Origin of the sequence: Bacillus sp. BF2-3, assembly GCF_008368795.1 — a bacterium.
GTDB lineage: Bacteria > Bacillota > Bacilli > Bacillales > Bacillaceae_G > Bacillus_A > Bacillus_A cereus.
Map to the genome: position 1 here is coordinate 203,614 of NZ_QOSA01000023.1, position 18,940 is coordinate 222,553.

Genomic DNA, 18,940 nt, shown 5'->3' on the forward strand with positions numbered 1-18,940 from the left:
AAATTATCTTTCCTAATACAACTAAATAGAATAAGACCAGCCTACATAACGGCTGGTCTTATTCTTTACACCATTTTATTAAATTCTTTTCGTAATCTTTTTATAATTCTTTTTTCTAAACGCGAAATGTATGACTGTGAAATCCCAAGCATATCAGCCACATCTTTTTGCGTCTTTTCCTCTCCTCCAGCAAGCCCAAACCGAAGTTCCATAATTTGTTTTTCACGATCATTTAATTGGTGTAATGCTTTCATTAAAAGGTGACGATCTACAGTAGCTTCTAAATCTTTTGTAATAATATCATCATCTGTACCTAACACGTCAGACAATAACAGTTCATTCCCATCCCAATCAATGTTTAGTGGTTCATCAAAAGAAACTTCCGAACGATTTTTGTTATTTCGACGTAAATGCATTAAAATTTCATTTTCTATACAACGCGATGCATATGTTGCTAATTTTATTTTCTTTTCTGGATTAAATGTATTTACCGCTTTAATAAGGCCGATTGTTCCTATACTAATCAAATCTTCAATATTTATCCCTGTATTTTCAAACTTTCTTGCTATATATACAACGAGCCTTAAGTTACGTTCAATAAGTAATGACCTTGCTGCCTGATCTCCTTTTGGCAATTTATTCAAAAGAACTTCCTCTTCTTCTTTTGTTAACGGTGGTGGCAACGCTTCACTTCCACCAATATAATAAATTTCATCGGTCTTAATTCCTAATTTCAGCAATACTTTATACCAAAGGTATACTAAATAAAATTTTAATTTCATCATATTATCCCGCCTCTCATTTATTAAGCGATTACCATTTTTTGCGAAATCAACATTTTTGGATGCACGATACATTGATACTCCCCATTAGTAGACAGCTGTTGTGTATTTAATCCAATTAATACTTTGTTTACAACAATAGAACTACCTTCATGGTCAACTTGCACACTGTCAGGCTTAATTGCCCACAAAAATTGACTCTCTACTCCTACTGCACGGAAAGGAATTAAGCGTAATTTGGTCGCCCAACCAGAATCATTTTCTGGTATTTGAGGAATTTCTGTTTTGGAATAAATTTGTTCTGTTAACCAAGATGGTAAGCAATGTTCTAATGAGGAAACATGCATAATCATAACAGGTGTTTTTGTTAATGGGTCATAAAGTTGGTTCCCACTGTCAATAAGACCTGCGAGTTCTAGTTCTTCTTCGGCTAATTGAATTTTTACTTTCACAATTTGATCATAGTGTATTTTCGTGACCTCTACGCTTTCAATACGCTTTTTAGAAAAATAATAAATTACTGGAAAACCAAAAATAACAAATAACCAACTAATTGGATCACCGTAAGAAATTGACTGAGATTGAACCAATCCATTTACCATTTCATTCGTTTGCAAAAAGAAATGGGTTCCAATTAATCCTCCGCCAACCATAAAGGTTACAAAGTAAAAAGTAAAAACAGTTTGTGCATAATTTCTAAATGTCGTAAACCCAAATGCTGTATACACAATAAGTAACGAGTACAGTAGTTTCATAATTGGATGTGTCATCATAGAAGCAAAAGGAGTAAAGGCAAAAATAACAATAGTTGAACCTATAAATGCCCCTAACACAAGCCTCCATCTTTTGATTTTCTTTTTTAACACGGTAGCTGTTAATAAAAGCAAAAGAAAATCAATGCAGGCGTTTAACAACCAAACAACGTCGGCGTAAACAACCAAACAATTCACCTCTTTTTTCAAGTTGAGACTAGTATAATGCATATCCAATAGGAAAGTGTGTCAATTTGCGGAGGTGTTTTTTTGTTATTTTGTGATTTCTAGACATAATCTGTCGGTAAAAAATAAAAGTACAAATTCATAGAATGATATACTCTTATTTTCACAAACAAAATATATTGAAATATACGAAATAAAAAAAGACCTGCTTAGCAGGTCTTTTCCATAAAAAATAAAAAGGAGCATGAAAGCTCCTTTTTTTATCGTCTACGACGGTTACGTAAAAATGCTGGAATATCGATATCATCTGAATCTGAATGACGCTCATGTACAACTGGCTCTTCACGCTTCATTTCACGTTTTACTTCACGCTGTTTTGAAGGTTGAGCTACTGGTTGTTGCTGTTGTTGCGTGTGGTTCGCATTCGGACGAATAATTGGTTTTGGTGGTTGAGTTGCAATGCTATCATCAAAACCAGTTGCAATTACAGTTACAACGATATCATCTTTTAATCCTTCGTTAATAACAGAACCGAAGATCATATTTACTTCTGGATCTGAAGCTGAAGCTACGATGTCTGCCGCTTCTTGTACTTCATATAAGCTTAAGTTAGCGCCACCCGTAATGTTCATGATAACACCTTGAGCTCCATCAATAGATGTTTCTAGTAATGGGCTAGAAATCGCTTTTTTCGCAGCTTCTGCAGCACGATTTTCCCCATTACCAGAACCAATACCCATTAAAGCAGAACCTCTATTAGACATAATTGTCTTTACGTCTGCAAAGTCTAAGTTAATTAAACCTGGCGTTGCAATTAAATCCGAAATACCTTGAACACCTTGACGTAATACGTTATCAGCTTCACGGAATGCTTCTAACATTGGCGTATTTTTATCAACAATCTCTAATAAGCGATCGTTTGGAATTACAATAAGAGTATCTACATTTTCTTTAAATGCTGCAATACCAGATGCTGCTTGCGTCGCACGCTTACGTCCTTCAAAAGTAAATGGACGTGTTACAACACCTACTGTTAAAGCACCTAATTCTTTTGCAACTTGAGCAACAACTGGAGCTGCACCAGTTCCAGTTCCACCGCCCATACCGGCAGTTACGAAGACCATATCCGCACCACGAAGTGCTTCTTGGATCTGTTCTTTACTTTCTTCTGCAGCTTTTTTCCCTACTTCAGGGTTTGCGCCTGCACCAAGTCCACGCGTTAATTTTCCACCAATTTGCATTTTTGTTTCAGCTTTTGATAGATTTAATGCTTGTGCATCAGTGTTCACAGCGATAAAGTCTACACCTTGTACACCGTGTTCAATCATACGGTTTACAGCATTGTTTCCGCCACCGCCGACACCGATAACTTTTATATTCGCTAATTGATCTTGAGTAGTATCAAACTCTAACATGTCGAAATCCCCCTAGAACCTCATTTTTCGTGTCCAATTTTAATCCCATAAATAACGGAATACACGTTTTACTTTTGACATCATGCGGTCATCATTTTGATTATTATTGTTTTGATTACGAGTTTTTTGTTTCGTGGGTTGCTGTTGTACCGGCGTTGGTGCTGGTGCTGGTACTGGTTCAAAATGCTCTTGCTTTTCCTGCACATTTTTCCCACGTAATTTAGCTTTTTGATAAGAATGTTTAATTAATCCAACTCCACTTGTATATTGGGGCTCACGCACACCAATATAATCAGGAGTTGCTACACGAACATTTTCATGTAAAATATCATATGCAAGATCAAGAACACCTGGCATAGAAGCAATTCCGCCAGTTAGTACATAACCAGAAGCCACTTGCTTTACTCCTAACTTACGCACTTCATCTTGAACAAACATTAAAATTTCCTCTACACGAGCCTCTATTATATCCGATAATTCCAACTGAGAATATTGTTCTGTTTGATCACTTCCCATAATAGGAACCGTAAACATCTCTTCTTCAGATGCTGTATCATAAAAAGCATGTCCATATTTCAACTTAATTTGATCTGCATTTTCTGTTGAAGTTTTCAACCCAATCGCAATATCTTTCGTTATATGGTCTCCACCTAATGGTAATACGCTTGTCGCTTGTAACTCTCCATCTTTAAAAATAGATAAAGTTGTAGATCCTCCCCCCATATCAACAAGGGCTACTCCTCTATTTTTTTCATCTGAAGATATTGCAACTGTTGCAGCCGCTAAAGGTTGAAGACAAATATCAACAATTTCAAGACCTGCTTTTTCTACACAACGAAGTAGGTTATGTAGTAAAGTTCTCGAGCCTGTAATAAGTGTACCTTCCATTTCTAATCTTACACCGATCATCCCGCGTGGATCGTTAATCTCGTCAAGACCGTCTACGATGAACTGTCGAGGTACCACATCAATAAACTCACGTTCTGGAGCAATTGACACAACTTGTGCTGCATCTAGAACGCGTAAGACATCTTCATTCCCGATTTCACGATCTTCATTTGAAACAGCGACTACTCCGTGACAAGGAAGTAGCTGTACCTGGTTTGCATTGACACCTACTACAACTTGCTCAATGTGGATTCCCACCATGCGCTCAGCTTGTTCAATTGCTTTTTTAATTGATCGAACAGTCTCGTCTATATCAACTATCGATCCCTTCTTTAAACCATTTGATTTTACATTTCCAACACCAATAATGTTTAAGCTGTCATTAACCATTTCACCAATGATGACTTTAACATTGGATGTACCGATGTCAAGACTAACATATATTTCATTGCTGTTCATTCTTTGGCACCTCCTTCTTTATTTATACCATACAACTCAATATATGGAACAACAATCGCAACTTTACTATTTATAAGAAAAATATTCAACGTCTTTATACGTTTCCCTTTTTTAACCCTATATTTTTCTTATTTTTATTTAGCATTCAATTAAGAATATCGCAGTAAACTATGAATAACTGCTTATCTTGAAATAATTCTATTTCGAGTGTAAAGTTTACCGCCAAGTATAAGTCTACACTAAGATGTACTCATAGAAAAGTGAAACTTGTACCAATACTAGTATGAATCTAAGAATTTTTACATATTTTTCATCAAATGAACCATTCTTCTAAATTCGTATACACATAATAGAACATTCGTTTCGTTTTTTCTGCTATAAGTAACGAAAACTACCATTCTATTCTTTTTTTTCTTCCGCACCTAATTCTTTCGTATATGCACCTACTTCTAAGTCAATTAATACCTTCTTACCTGGCTCAATTGTTTTTAAAATAAGCGGATAGGCTTCCATACGTTTTGCGAAATTTTGAATTGTAGTGCTCACTTCATAACCTTCATTCATATATAAAGTAAGATGATCTTCATTCGCATTCGTTGGTGAATAGCGAATCTCCGAAATAGATTTTAAAATAGCTGGTGTTAATTTTTCTAGTTCAGCGATTAACTCCTTCATTTTCTCTTCTTTAAAAGGTTCGAAAATCGGTGCTGCAACAGGAAGTTTTCCATTAGGTAGTACATCAAGCGTTTTTCCATTCTCTAATAACGGTTGTAATTTTCCCTCTTTATTTATATAACCAATCGTTAAATATTCTTCGATATGAATATCAATATTGTTTGGAAAACGTTTTTTTACATTTACTGCTTTAATTTCTTTTCGCTTCGTTAAGTTTTCTTCAGCTTTATGTGCTGTCACTCGGAAATAACTTGTATCATATGTCACGCCTGAATCCTTCATTACTTGTTCATCCGTCATATAGTGATTTCCAAACACACTAATCTTTTTTATATTACTAAGCGGAGACCGAAAATAAATTAAAAAGAGCACTAATAAAAATAAAATTGATATGTATAAAATCAATCGATGATTAACATTTTTTTTGTTTTTTTTCTTTTGATTTTTCAATTTTGGTACACGATCTTGTAGTTTAATCACTTTACTATTATTCATGTACGATCCCCCTATGTAACATAAAGAACGGCATGTTCCTCATGCCGTTCTTATCTTCTTATTATAACATAAATGATAATGAGCGGAACGAATAACCGTTATCTTCCAATGATTTCTACTTCTGTGTGCATATCTACATCAAATTTATCCTTAATTGTATGTTTTATTAATTCAATTAAAGACAATACATCTTGCGCTGAAGCTCCCCCAGTATTAACAATAAAATTGCCATGCATTTCAGAAATTTGAGCTCCACCAATCCTATAGCCACGAAGCCCTGCTTTTTCTACTAAATCTCCTGCAAAATGTGGGATTGGATTCCGAAATACACTTCCTGCACACGGGTGATTCCATGGTTGCGTTTCACGGCGGTAATCTTTATTATTTTGCATGCTACGTACAATTTCTTCACGTTTCCCCGCCTGTAATTGAAACACCGCCTCTAAAACAATACCAGGACGTTTCGTTTGCAATACAGATGCCCGATAAGAAAACTCCAGTTCTTTATTCGTTAACCAGTCAATTGCACCGTCTTCAAACAGAATGAGAGCCTTCGATAATACACTCGATATATCCGATTTATGTGCACCTGCATTCATATATACTGCACCACCGACACTTCCTGGAATACCGCTTGCAAACTCCAATCCAGCTAACCCTTGACGACTAAGTAAAGTTGACAATTTAATAAGAGGATACCCACTACCAACTCTTACCTTATGTTTTTCGACCTCTAAGTGATCTAATCCTTCTCCTAAACGAATAACAACACCTTCTATGCCTTGATCAGATACAAGAAGGTTTGAACCGCGACCAATTACAGTCCACTTCGTTTTGTATTGCTTTACTAACTGTAATGTTTTTTCAATACCGGCTACATGCTTTGGTACAATTAAAATATCCGCTGGGCCACCTATTTTCATAGTTGTATAACGTGCTAACGGCTCGTTAGCCAAAACACGACCAACGTCTGCTTCTATAAGCTCATTTACTAATTGTTCCATAGACAATCTCCCCCATATTAAGTCTCCTTATGACAATAATATGCAGGGCGTTCACCTAACGTTATCCCTCTATTTACGAGCAGTACAGCTCCTAAATCAAAATTAGGTGATAACAAAGAAATTAGGCGGAATGAGGATACCAGTAAACATCCGATTAGTGAAAGGTAATAATCAAAGAGAGAGAATCACTCCCCACTGATTAAAGCCTCACTTTATTTTTTTACAAGTTTATTCATTACTTCATACAGCTTATTTGCTGCATCTGGAATACCTAGTTGCTTAGCAGCTAGCTTCATATTTTGTAATGTTTGTGCATCTAATAAAATCTCATCAATATCACGAATAAGCGTTTCAGCTGTTAAATCTTTTTCAAGTAACATTTTTGCCGCTCCTTTATCAACAACTGAACGTGCATTCTTTTCCTGATGATTATTTGTTACATACGGACTCGGTATTAACACACTTGGTTTTCCTAACGCTGTTAATTCTGCAAGTGTTGTTGCCCCAGCCCTTGAAACAACAAGGTCTACACCAGTTAGTACCTCTGGCATATTATGAATGAACGGCTTAATAATAACATTGCTTGGGTTCCCTTTTTGCTTCACGGCTTCCATCACTTTGTCATAATGTACTTCACCTGTTACATATAGTATTTCGTAGCTTTTGTTCCCAAACTGTTCAATTGCTTCAACGAAGGCATCGTTAATCGGCCTAGCCCCACGACTTCCACCAAATATAAGTACAGACTTTTTAGGAAGAGAAAGCCCAACTGAACGTTTCCCCTTCATTCCATTTTGTTCCATTACCTCTGATGCTCGTGGATTACCTGTCATTACCACTTTTGACTCCGGAAAATGCTCTATAGCTGCTTCAAAACAAACAGCAACTTTATCAACATAACGGCTTAAAAACTTGTTCGTTACACCTGGTACACTATTTTGTTCATGTACAATAGTTGGAATACCTAATTTGGCTGCAGCGTATACAACTGGTCCACATACATATCCACCCGTTCCAATTACGATATCCGGATTAAAACGACGAATATATCGTTTACTATCCTGTACACCTTTTAGAAAACGCATTACTGTTTTCACATTATCTAATGATATTTTTCGTTTAAATCCACTTATAACAATAGATTGAAATGGTATACCTGCTTTTGGAACGATTGTACTCTCTAGTCCATTTTCCGTACCAATATATAAAAATCTTGCTTCTGGATTTAACTTTTTTATTTCTCTAATTAAAGCAAGAGCTGGATAAATATGACCACCAGTACCCCCACCACTCACTAATACACGCACTACTAACTCCTCCGCTTCTCTTTTCTTATTTCCATTATATTTATTTCTATATACATATTGCATTTTTACACACATACGAAAAACCCTGTCTTATAAACAGGGTTTAGTAGCGAGAATGGCGACTTATATTTAATAATACACCTACTGCCATTAACATTAATGTCAAACTTGATCCACCATAACTTAAAAACGGCAAGGTAATACCCGTAACAGGCATTAGTCCTGTTACAACACCAACATTAATCATTACTTGAATCGCAATCATCGCCACAATACCTACTGCTAAAAACGTACCATATAAATCTGGCGCTCCTAATGCGATACGAATCCCGCGCCATAATAATAGACTAAATAATAATAACACAAATGAACCACCAATAAAACCTAATTCCTCGGATAAGATCGCAAATATAAAGTCAGTTTGTGGTTCAGGTAAATAAAGAAATTTTTGTCTACTTTGTCCAAGTCCAAGCCCAAATAATCCACCAGGTCCAATTGCAAGTAATGATTGGATAATTTGAAATCCACTCCCGAGCGGATCTGACCACGGATCTAAATATGATGTAATGCGTTTCATTCGATACGGTGCTGATGCAATTAACCCTACAAATCCTGCTACACCAATCAAACCAAACATTGCAAAGTGAAAAACTCTCGCTCCCGAAATGAATATCATAATGATACATGTCCCAACCATTACCGTTCCTGTCCCAAGGTCTGGCTGTAACATAATCATCCCAAAAGCAAGAAACACAAAACTAAGAGCCGGTAATAAACCACGTTTAAAAGATGTAATCAATTTTTGCCGTTCTGCTAAAAACTTTGCCAAGAAAATAATCATCGCAAACTTCATAAATTCTGACGGCTGAATCGAAAATGCCCCGATTCCAATCCAACTTCGTGCTCCTCCTCGAACAAGACCTACTCCAGGAATAAGAACGAGAATAAGAAGAATGAAGCAAACTAGCAAAATCACTTTTGAATACGTACGCCACACCCAATAATCAATTTTCATAATAAAAAACATAGCTACTACACCAAGACCCGCAAACAGTAATTGTCTTTTTGCAAAAAAGAATGAGTCCCCCATTTTATAAGAGGCCCAAACTGCACTCGCACTATAAACCATAATCATTCCGATTGTCAACAATGAAAGTGTTACGATGATGAGAATAAAATCAGGCGTTTTCTTCATTACCCACAAACACCACCTCTTTAGGCACAACCTTTTGCCCTATGTAACAAAACATCAGTAGGTGTTAGCCTACTGATGTTTTGATTTACTTTATATAAGTTTATGCACAGCTTGTATAAAAATGTCTCCTCTTTCTTCAAATGTTTTAAATTGATCCCAGCTTGCACACGCTGGAGAAAGAAGAACGACATCACCATCTTTAGAATGAGCATAAGCTTTCACCACTGCTTCATCTAAAGTATCGACACTTTCAATTATATCTAATCCCGCTTTTTCTGCCGCTCTTACTAGTTTAGGAGCTGTTTGTCCAAATGTTACAATCGCTTTTACATTTTTGAAATACGGAATTAAATCATCGAATTCATTTCCGCGATCAAGCCCACCTGCTAGTAACACAATCGGTTGTGTAAACGCAGATAGTGCTTTCTCAGTCGCTAACATATTCGTTGCTTTTGAATCATTATAAAACTTACGGTTGTTAATCGTTGTTACATATTCTAAACGATGTTTTACACCCGTAAAACGTTTTAACACGACCGTAATTGCTTCATTAGAAGTACCTAATAATTTCGCAATACTCATCGCAGCTAAAATATTTTCTAGATTATGTTGACCAGGTAAAACGATATCGCTTACTTCAATAACTTTTTCACCTTTGAAATAAAGAGCGTTATCTTTTATACACGCACCATCTTCAATTTCTTTCGTTGTCGAAAACAGGATTTTTTGACCTTTAGAATACGCAGACAAAGCCATCACATCTGCATCATCCGCATTTATTACACTATAATCATTTTCTGTTTGGTTTTTAAAAATATTTGCTTTTGCTAAACCATATTCTTTCTTCGTCCCATGATAGTCTAAGTGGGCCTCAAATAAATTTAAAAACGCAGCAATTTTAGGTTGGAACAATTCTACTCCCATCAATTGAAACGATGAAAGTTCTGTAACTACAACTTCATTTTCTTTTGCATCCTGTGCTACTTCACACGCTACAGTTCCAATGTTCCCTGCAATTACAGGATGCTTTTGTCCTTCTTTTAGCATTTCAAATGTCAGCATTGTCGTCGTCGTTTTACCGTTAGACCCCGTAATCCCAACAAATGGTGCTTCTGAAATACGATATGCTAATTCAACTTCCGTAACAATCGGAATTTGCTTTTCTTTCGCAGCAACTAATATTGGATTAGAATACGGGATTCCTGGATTTTTTACTACAAGAGAAATATTTCTCTCTAATAATTCTAAAGGATGACCACCGCATACAACGTCCATTCCTTTTGCTTGTAATTCTGCAGCAAGTACATTCTCTGCTAAAGGCTTTCCGTCATTTACAATAACATTTGCCCCTAACTTTTGTAACAATGTAGCTGCCGCATAACCACTTTTTGCAATGCCCAATACAAGAATATTCTTATTTTGAAATTCAGTTACAGTTTTCAATTACATCCACACCCCGATATAAATTCCTAACACAGCTAATAAAAATCCTGCAGACCAAAACGTCACAACAACACGCCACTCTGACCAACCACATAATTCATAGTGATGGTGTAATGGACTCATTTTAAAGACACGTTTTCCTGTTGTTTTAAATGAAATAACCTGAATGATAACCGATAAAGTTTCCATTACGAATACTCCGCCAATAATTACAAGTAGCAATTCTTGTTTTAATAAAATCGCTACAGCTGCAATGGCTCCACCTAAAGCTAATGAACCTGTATCTCCCATAAACACTTTTGCTGGATTCGCATTGAATACTAAAAATCCAAGTACAGCTCCTACAACTGCCATACAGAATATCGCTACTCCAAATTGCTCTTGTGCCACAGCAATAATACTAAATGCTCCAAATGCAATAGCAGCTGTTCCTGATAATAAACCATCTAAACCGTCAGTTAAGTTAACTGCATTTGATCCACCAATAAGCATAAATAGTACAAGTACGAAATACGCCCAACCTAATTCAAACTTAACATCCGTTCCCGGAATCATGATGTATGTGTGGAACGCTTGCCCTTTTCCAATTAAAAAGAATGCAATAGCAATAACAAGCTGACCTACTAATTTTTGCTTTGATGTTAAACCAAGATTTCTCTTCTTAACTACCTTTATGTAGTCATCTAAAAATCCAATCAATCCGTAACCAAACGTCACTAATAGTAATAACGAAACCTCTGCACCTAAATAATTAAACTTAATCGCCATAATAAGTGAAGTTACCATCATAGATACGTATATGACGATACCACCCATTGTCGGTGTCCCTGATTTTTTTTGATGTGACTTTGGTCCCTCATCACGAATACTCTGTCCGAACTTTAATTTTCTTAAAAATGGAATAAACAATGGCGAAAGGGCAACAGAAATTAAGAATGCTACCCCAGCCGTTACTAATAAACCTTGCTCAAGCACATGTAGTCCTCCTCTCACGTTGTTACTCTTCGTTGTTTAAACGCCCTGTAATTGCTTCTTTAGCAACTTCACGATCATCGAAATGATGAACTTCTTTACCAATAATTTGATACGTTTCATGCCCCTTACCAGCAATAATAATGATATCATCTGCTTTCGCTTTAGCGATTGCATGGTGTATTGCTTCTTTTCTATCAATGATCATTTCATAATTTTTCCCGCTTGCACCATGTACCATATCATCTAAAATAGCCGCTGGATCTTCACTTCTTGGATTATCTGATGTATAAATTGCATGAGTTGCATATTTTGTTGCAACACTTGCCATTATCGGTCTCTTCGTTCGGTCCCTATCGCCACCACAACCAACGATACAATACACATCACCTTTTGCAAATTGTTTTGCAGTTTTTAATACATTTTCTAAACTATCTGGCGTATGTGCGTAATCAACAATAACTGTATAATTTTGCCCTCCATCAACAACTTCAAAACGTCCTGGAACCCCAGCTAAATCCTTTATAACAGCAATGATTGTTTCTAATTTCACACCCGAAACAAGTCCTGCTGCTGTTGCTGCAAGTACGTTATATACATTAAATTTACCTATTAATTTCATCGTAACATTTACACTTTCATATGGTGTGACAAGCGTAAATGTAGTCCCGCCACTCGTCATAACGATATTTTTTGCCATAATATCACTTGTTGTATCAATACCATATGTTACAACTGTTGCTGCAGTACTTCTCATATACTCTTCTGTTACATTATCATCGCTATTCAGCACAGCGTACTTTTCACGATTATGATTATAACTATTGCCAAGCTGTGCAAATAGTAACCCTTTTGCATGTTTATATTCTTCCATCGTTTTATGATAGTCTAAATGATCTTGTGTTAAATTCGTAAACACCGCTACATCGTAATCACATCCGTGTACACGACCAAGATCTAACGCATGTGACGAAACTTCCATTACCGTGCTGTCCACACCTTGTTCAACCATTTTTGAAAACGTCTGTTGAAGTGTTAGTGCATCTGGTGTTGTATTTTTCACCTCAAATGTTTCATCACCGATTTTCATATTAATCGTTCCAATTAGCCCTGTTTTATGACCATGTGCTCGCATAATCTCATCCATAATATGCGATGTTGTTGTCTTTCCATTTGTACCTGTAATTCCGATTAAATGTAACTTGTGTGTCGGTTGACCATAAAAATAATCAGCTAAAACCGCTAACGAACGAAAAGTATTTTTCACAAGTACAACTGGAACGTCAACATCAATTGGTCTTTCCGCAACAATAGCAGCCGCTCCTTGTGCCGCTGCTTGCTTAGCAAAATCATGGCTATCAACCGTATATCCTTTCATACATACAAATAAGCTTCCCTCTTTCACTTTACGTGAATCAGCTTCTATAGATGTGATTTCTGGATTTTCTTTTGGAACAACTGGAAAATCATGCAAACATGATACAAGTGTATGCAACTTCATTTCACTAAACCCTCTCTACATTGTTTATTTATCTTTTTTCAGTAAGCAACACATTACCTCCTATATAAGGAGGTAAGTGCTACTGACCTATTTATGAATGAGACACTTACTGTCTCAAATTAAGTAACTGTTCTATAAAGAACTCACTTCCACCAATTGTACCATAAAACGTACTATGTTACCTTTAATTCCCGAAGTAAATTCTAATTTTTGAGCCTTCTTTTACTTTAGCTCCCGCTTCTGGTGATTGTTTAATTACTTTCTCTCCATCTCCACTTATATCAAGCTTCAAATCGACGAGTTGTGTTTGTAAGTCTTTCTTTTTCATTCCAATTAAATTCGGAACTTCCACAGTTGGTGTATCGCCCCATTTATATTCTTTCTCAACTTGTTCTTTTCTCGGTTTCACTCCCATAACAGGAAGCGCATCTCGAAGGATATTCCCGACAATCGGAGCTGCTACCACTCCACCAAACTGTGTAACCCCTTTTGGATTATCAACAGCAACATACACAACAATCTCTGGATCATCCGCTGGAGCAAATCCGATAAAAGATACTATATAATTATTCTCTAAATATTTACCATCTTTCACCTTTTGAGCAGTACCCGTTTTTCCACCTACACGATATCCATCAATATAAGCACCTTTACCAGAACCTTTCGCTACAACATTCTCTAATGCATAACGAACTTTTTCTGAAGTTTCCTTGGAAATAACTTTTCTTTTCTCAACAGGTGTCTTTTTACTAACAACTTGATTATTTTTCGGATCAATAAACTCCTTAGCTATATACGGCTGATACAATGTTCCACCATTTACAGCCGCCGCTACAGCTGCTACTTGTTGAATCGGTGTAACAGAAACCCCTTGGCCGAATGAAGTTGTTGCTTGCTCTACTGGACCAACTTTATCTAAATTAAATAAAATCCCACTGCCTTCACCTTGCAAGTCAATTCCAGTCTTCTGCCCAAAACCAAAATTACGAATGTATTTAAATAATCGGTCTTTACCAAGGCGATCACCAAGTTCAATAAATCCCGGGTTACATGAGTTTTGAACGACTTCTAAAAACGTTTGACTGCCATGACCTCCTGCTTTCCAGCATTTCAATCTAGCTCCACCTACTTCAGCTGCTCCATCATCATAAAACGTATCCTTCTCTAAGTCTACTAAATTTTCATTCAATGCTGCAGCTAATGTAATGATCTTAAATGTTGAACCAGGCTCATACGTACTCCATACAGGTAGATTTCTGTTATACACTTCTGGAGAGACACTTTGAAAATCCGCTGGGTCAAAACTCGGTCGACTAGACATACCTAAAATTTCACCATTTTTAGGATTCATTGCAATCGCAATCATACCGTCAGGATTATAAGTTGACTCCGCAATATTCATTTCTCTTTCCATAATCCTTGTAATACGCGCATCGATTGTTAATCCTAAATTTAAACCAGCTTCTGGCTTTTTGAAATCATCACCAACATTAGGCATCCTTTGTCCTTTCGCATCTGCAAAAAAACGCACATGACCTTTGTCCCCATTTAGCTCTTTATCATAATATTTTTCTAGTCCCATAAGACCTTGGTTATCGCTACCTGCAAAACCTAATACATGTGATAAAAAGTTTCCAAATGGATAGTACCGGATAGAATCCTCTGCGATATACACGCCCTTCAAACTTAATCCTCGTACTTCTTTCGCTTTGTCATGTGATATTTTCCTTCCGCCTTTATCTAACCTTACAATCGATTCTTTTTTTGTAATCCTTTTATAAATCTCATCTTTTTCCACACCTAATACTGCAGCTAACTTCTCTGCAGTCTCTGCTGGTTTTTCAATTTGCCTCGGTACAACAAAGACAGTTGGAGCACTTTTATTCGTGGCAAGTTCCACACCATTTCGGTCTAAAATTTTCCCACGTTCGGGTTCAAAAGTAATATTACGACTCCATGAATCTTTCGCACGATCCGTTAACATATTCCCAAGAAAAAATTGCACATATCCAAGACGAATATCGATAATAGTGAAAATAAGTATACCTGATATAAGTATAAAAATAAGTCGTTTTCTAACTGTTACATTTGATACACGCATATCGGAACAAGCCTCCCTTACGCCTAGCTTGTTCCAATATATGCTTGTACTTATTTAATTAGAACTTATTCTCTTTTACCATTACGGCTTTTCTGCTTCTTGCTGTGGTTCGAGTGGCGGTACGAGTGTTACACCTAATTCTGTACCAGGTTGTAATAATGTTCCTTCCGCCACACTTTGTTCTGTTACGTATCCTGTACCAGAAGGTTTCAAGTTAAGCTGTAATGTCTTCGCTAAATTCATAACATCACGCAGTGCCCATCCTTGTATATTTGGCATTGTAGGCTTATCTCCTACCAAGAAGACTCGGTCGCCTTTTAATGTTTGTTCAGTCGCTTTTGGTACTTGTTGCTGTACTTTCCCTTCACCTAGTACGATTGGACGAAGTTTTGCTTTATCAATCGCTTTCCCCGCTTCAGCCATCGTTTTACCAGTTACATCTGGAACAGTAGTTTGTTGTTCTTTCAGATGTTTTTTCGGATCTTTCACTTCATTTGGCTTAATCTTTAAATACTCTAAACTATTTTTTGTTACATATTTAAAAATATCAGCTAAAGGTTGTGCGCCGTTCTCATCATCTTTTAATTTCGGCTGTTTAACAGCTACATACACGACAAGTTGTGGATCGTCCATTGGTGCCATACCTAAGAATGAGAATATATAATTCTGTCTTCCTGTCATATAGCCGCCTTTTCCATCCGGAATTTGCGCTGTACCTGTTTTACCACCAACTGAATATCCATCAATTTTATAAGCTGTCCCTGTACCTTTCGGAGATGTAACAACACGTTCTAATAACTGTCTTACTTGCGCTGCTGTTTCCTTTGTAACAGGTTTTCCTACTTCTTCTGGCTTATGTTCTAATTTTACTTTGTCTGTTATCGGATCTACAATTTTATCAATTGCATAAGGTTTCATCATTTTCCCATCATTTGCAATGGCCGTTGCAGCTTGTACAAGCTGAATTGGTGTTACAGTGGAACCTTGTCCAAAAGCTGTTGTCACTTGTTGTATTTGCTGATCAAATAAAATTGTATTCGATCCTTCACCTGATAAATCAATGTTCGTTTTTTCATCTAATCCAAAACTATGAATATATTTTCGGAAACGTTCTGGACCAAGTTTTTGATCTCCTAAAATTGCAAACGCTACGTTTGAAGAACGCTCTACCCCTTCATCAAACGTGATAGAGCCCCAACCAGCACCGCCATTATGATCTTTTATTTTCCTATTTCCGACTTGATATGTCCCGGATTGATAATAATCTTGTCCTTTGTACACACCTTCATTAATAGCTGCCGCTAACGTAAAAATTTTCATTGTTGATCCAGGTTCAAATGCATTGGCAATCGCGTCATTGAAGAAATATTTAATTTGGCGATCATTAGGATCATAACTAGGTTTAGTAGACATCGCTAATATTTTCCCAGTTTTCGGATCTGCAACAATCCCTATTAAACTTTCTGGCTCATATTGCTTACTTGCTGCTTTCATCGCGTCTTCTAAATAACTTTGGACACGTTGATCAATTGTTAAATAAGCATTATCTCCATTTTTAGGTGCCTTTACATTAACTTTCCCCCCATCAAGGGACACACCTTTACGATCACCTGTATATGCTACTTCTCCGTTCGAAGCACTTAAGTATTTATCCAAGCTTTTCTCTATGCCAAATTGACCTACCGAGGTTCCATTCTCATTTGGTTTTGCATGACCTATAACGTAAGATGCAAAATCACCGTTTGGATACACCCTTGCATTTTCTGTAATAAAAGATATTCCCGGCAACTTCAACGCTTCTATTTGTTCCTTCTTTTCTTTCGTCAAATCCTTGCCTAACGTTCCAAATTCGACTTGACTTCTACCTTCCTTGTTTAAAGAAGCTAAAATATCCTCTTCGCCTTTTCCAAGTACTCCTGCAATTTTCTTTGCAGTATCTTCTTTATTCTCAACTGAGTTAGCACCTTTTAGTGCAGCTACCATTTTGTAAGAGTTTGCGTCTTGCGCTAACACATGACCGTTTTGATCATAAATGGTTCCTCGGTTCGCTTCAAGAACTCCTTTTTTACTATGCTTTTGTTTAGCAAGTGCATCTAAATCCTGATTATGAACGGTTCCTGTTGATTGTATGTAAAAAAATCGGGCTAATAACAGCAAAAAGAGCAGGAGGAAAAATATCATAAAATAACCTGCTCCCTTATTGGTATGAAATTTAGTCATATTCTTCTTCATCGTTCCTTCACACCTATTGCCTTATTTGAGGCCTTTCACATTATTCGCATTAATTTCTAGCCCATGTTTTTTTGCAACTTCAGCGATTCGTTCATAGCGACTTAACTTCTCTACTTCAGCTTGTAATTCTTGATTTTCTTTTTGCTGCTGTACAATTTTTTCTTCTATCGTCGCTGCTTCTACATTAACTTGATAAAGGCCTGCTTTATTTCCAATAAACGCGACACAGGCATACAATAAAAAGCCAATAAACGCTACATACAACAGTTTTTCGATTCTTGTAATTTTCGCTTTAACCTTCGGCTTAGCCATCTGCTGTGGGGGCGTTTGAATTTGCACCTCTTCTTGCGCTTGTTGTTTGTACTTTACAGCTAAATTAGTCATACCTCTCTCTCCCTTTTATCGTTTTTCAGCGATTCTCAACTTCGCAGAACGCGCACGATTATTTTCTTCTAGCTCTATATCAGAAGGTAAAATCGGTTTTCTTGTAATAAGCTTTAATTTCGGCTTAAATTCATCAGGAATAATCGGTAATCCTGGCGGCAATTGTGGCGTTGTACTATTTCGCTTAAACGTTGTTTTACAAATACGATCTTCTAATGAATGGAATGTTATAACACTAACCCTTCCACCTGGCTTAACCATCTCAATAGCAGATTCCAATGCTTCTTCAAATACTTTTAATTCATCGTTTACAGCTATACGAATTGCCTGAAACACTCGCTTAGCAGGATGCCCACCCGTTCTACGAGCAGGAGCCGGAATACCTTCTTTAATTAGCTCTACTAATTCTCCTGTCGTTTCAATAGCTTTATTCTCACGATAAGCTTCAATTTTTCTTGCAATTTGTTTTGAAAATTTCTCTTCACCGTATTGGAAGAAAATCCTTACAAGTTGTTCATATGACCAGCTATTTACAACATCGTACGCTGTTAATGGGGCATCTTGATCCATCCGCATATCTAGCGGTGCATCATGATGATAACTAAAGCCTCGTTCTGGTGTATCTAATTGTGGGGATGAAACACCTAAATCAAATAAAATACCGTCTACTTCTGTTATACCTATTTCCTGCAGTTTTTCAGCTAAATAACGGAAGTTACTCTTTACTGTTATAAACTGTTCACCGTATGAAGAGAACTTTTCTTTCGCGTTTTGAATCGCTATCTCATCTTGATCAAACGCTATTAATTTTCCACCTTCAGTTAATTGGGATAATAAATAAGAACTATGTCCTCCTCCCCCCAGTGTACAATCTACATATGTACCATCTGGCTTTATATCTAAGCCGTCTACTGTTTCCTTTAAAAGCACTGTTACGTGTTTAAACATTGTTGCACCTACTCTTTTTCCAATTAATTATGTTGAATGTATCCCTTCCTCTAAACACATATTTCACGCTTAGAGAATGAAATAATACGAAAGAACGACTCATTTAACTTACCAACAAAGGCAACATACTATACAAATCGCTATTTTCTTTTATTATATACTAAATTTTATCATCTTTTGCGGGAATTTAAATAAAAAACT

The 18,940-nt window shown here is 36.6% G+C and carries 15 protein-coding genes; all 15 read right to left on the reverse strand.

Translation table 11 applies throughout. The annotated features are described in order from the left end of the window. Positions 1 to 65: 65 nt before the first annotated feature. Positions 66 to 785, reverse strand: coding sequence for an RNA polymerase sporulation sigma factor SigE (gene sigE / locus DN401_RS18335; protein WP_000976948.1), 720 nt, complete (start codon positions 783 to 785; stop codon positions 66 to 68). A gap of 20 nt (positions 786 to 805) precedes the next feature. Further along, complete coding sequence (gene spoIIGA / locus DN401_RS18340) at positions 806 to 1,723, reverse strand: sigma-E processing peptidase SpoIIGA (RefSeq protein ID WP_000261975.1); 918 nt, start codon at positions 1,721 to 1,723, stop codon at positions 806 to 808. A gap of 257 nt (positions 1,724 to 1,980) precedes the next feature. Continuing rightward, positions 1,981 to 3,135 carry a cell division protein FtsZ gene (ftsZ, locus tag DN401_RS18345; RefSeq protein WP_000888984.1) on the reverse strand — a complete coding sequence of 385 codons (1,155 nt, stop codon included), beginning with the start codon at positions 3,133 to 3,135 and terminating at the stop codon, positions 1,981 to 1,983. A 39-nt stretch (positions 3,136 to 3,174) separates the two neighbouring features. Then, positions 3,175 to 4,482 (reverse strand): cell division protein FtsA, encoded by a 1,308-nt coding sequence (gene ftsA, locus DN401_RS18350; protein ID WP_001087558.1) that lies wholly within the window; start codon positions 4,480 to 4,482, stop codon positions 3,175 to 3,177. Between the two features lie 399 nt (positions 4,483 to 4,881). Beyond that, positions 4,882 to 5,652 carry a cell division protein DivIB gene (divIB, locus tag DN401_RS18355; RefSeq protein WP_001065793.1) on the reverse strand — a complete coding sequence of 257 codons (771 nt, stop codon included), beginning with the start codon at positions 5,650 to 5,652 and terminating at the stop codon, positions 4,882 to 4,884. A 98-nt stretch (positions 5,653 to 5,750) separates the two neighbouring features. Then, the gene (murB, locus tag DN401_RS18360; protein ID WP_000437018.1) at positions 5,751 to 6,656 is read right to left on the reverse strand and encodes a UDP-N-acetylmuramate dehydrogenase; all 906 of its coding nucleotides are present in this window, start codon (positions 6,654 to 6,656) and stop codon (positions 5,751 to 5,753) included. A 212-nt stretch (positions 6,657 to 6,868) separates the two neighbouring features. Then, a complete protein-coding gene (gene murG / locus DN401_RS18365; RefSeq protein WP_025689214.1) occupies positions 6,869 to 7,963 on the reverse strand; it encodes an undecaprenyldiphospho-muramoylpentapeptide beta-N-acetylglucosaminyltransferase in 1,095 nt (364 codons plus the stop codon). A 103-nt stretch (positions 7,964 to 8,066) separates the two neighbouring features. Next, positions 8,067 to 9,158: a stage V sporulation protein E gene (gene spoVE / locus DN401_RS18370; protein WP_000753520.1), complete on the reverse strand. Its 1,092-nt coding sequence runs from the start codon at positions 9,156 to 9,158 to the stop codon at positions 8,067 to 8,069. A 90-nt stretch (positions 9,159 to 9,248) separates the two neighbouring features. Next, complete coding sequence (gene murD / locus DN401_RS18375) at positions 9,249 to 10,601, reverse strand: UDP-N-acetylmuramoyl-L-alanine--D-glutamate ligase (protein WP_000860115.1); 1,353 nt, start codon at positions 10,599 to 10,601, stop codon at positions 9,249 to 9,251. Continuing rightward, positions 10,602 to 11,576, reverse strand: a complete 975-nt coding sequence (gene mraY, locus DN401_RS18380; RefSeq protein ID WP_000893060.1) for a phospho-N-acetylmuramoyl-pentapeptide-transferase — start codon at positions 11,574 to 11,576, stop codon at positions 10,602 to 10,604. It abuts the gene before it with no gap. 22 nt (positions 11,577 to 11,598) lie between these two features. Beyond that, entirely contained in the window at positions 11,599 to 13,074 is a 1,476-nt protein-coding gene (murE, locus tag DN401_RS18385) for a UDP-N-acetylmuramoyl-L-alanyl-D-glutamate--2,6-diaminopimelate ligase (RefSeq protein WP_000766313.1), read from the reverse strand. A 184-nt stretch (positions 13,075 to 13,258) separates the two neighbouring features. Then, positions 13,259 to 15,175, reverse strand: a complete 1,917-nt coding sequence (locus tag DN401_RS18390; RefSeq protein ID WP_001266234.1) for a stage V sporulation protein D — start codon at positions 15,173 to 15,175, stop codon at positions 13,259 to 13,261. An 81-nt stretch (positions 15,176 to 15,256) separates the two neighbouring features. After that, positions 15,257 to 17,407 (reverse strand): penicillin-binding protein, encoded by a 2,151-nt coding sequence (locus DN401_RS18395; protein WP_000739960.1) that lies wholly within the window; start codon positions 17,405 to 17,407, stop codon positions 15,257 to 15,259. Between the two features lie 21 nt (positions 17,408 to 17,428). Then, positions 17,429 to 17,791, reverse strand: coding sequence for a cell division protein FtsL (gene ftsL / locus DN401_RS18400; RefSeq protein WP_000182804.1), 363 nt, complete (start codon positions 17,789 to 17,791; stop codon positions 17,429 to 17,431). Between the two features lie 15 nt (positions 17,792 to 17,806). Next, on the reverse strand, positions 17,807 to 18,739 hold the full coding sequence (rsmH, locus tag DN401_RS18405) for a 16S rRNA (cytosine(1402)-N(4))-methyltransferase RsmH (RefSeq protein ID WP_000472508.1): 933 nt from the start codon (positions 18,737 to 18,739) through the stop codon (positions 17,807 to 17,809). Positions 18,740 to 18,940 lie beyond the last annotated feature (201 nt).

Coding starts and splice junctions, on each gene's coding strand:
- sigE (WP_000976948.1), bottom strand. CDS start 785: ATGATGAAATTAAAATTTTATTTAGTATACCTTTGGTATAAAGTATTG.
- ftsZ (WP_000888984.1), bottom strand. CDS start 3,135: ATGTTAGAGTTTGATACTACTCAAGATCAATTAGCGAATATAAAAGTT.
- ftsA (WP_001087558.1), bottom strand. CDS start 4,482: ATGAACAGCAATGAAATATATGTTAGTCTTGACATCGGTACATCCAAT.
- divIB (WP_001065793.1), bottom strand. CDS start 5,652: ATGAATAATAGTAAAGTGATTAAACTACAAGATCGTGTACCAAAATTG.
- murB (WP_000437018.1), bottom strand. CDS start 6,656: ATGGAACAATTAGTAAATGAGCTTATAGAAGCAGACGTTGGTCGTGTT.
- spoVE (WP_000753520.1), bottom strand. CDS start 9,158: ATGAAGAAAACGCCTGATTTTATTCTCATCATCGTAACACTTTCATTG.
- murE (WP_000766313.1), bottom strand. CDS start 13,074: ATGAAGTTGCATACACTTGTATCATGTTTGCATGATTTTCCAGTTGTT.
- DN401_RS18390 (WP_001266234.1), bottom strand. CDS start 15,175: ATGCGTGTATCAAATGTAACAGTTAGAAAACGACTTATTTTTATACTT.
- DN401_RS18395 (WP_000739960.1), bottom strand. CDS start 17,407: ATGAAGAAGAATATGACTAAATTTCATACCAATAAGGGAGCAGGTTAT.
- ftsL (WP_000182804.1), bottom strand. CDS start 17,791: ATGACTAATTTAGCTGTAAAGTACAAACAACAAGCGCAAGAAGAGGTG.
- rsmH (WP_000472508.1), bottom strand. CDS start 18,739: ATGTTTAAACACGTAACAGTGCTTTTAAAGGAAACAGTAGACGGCTTA.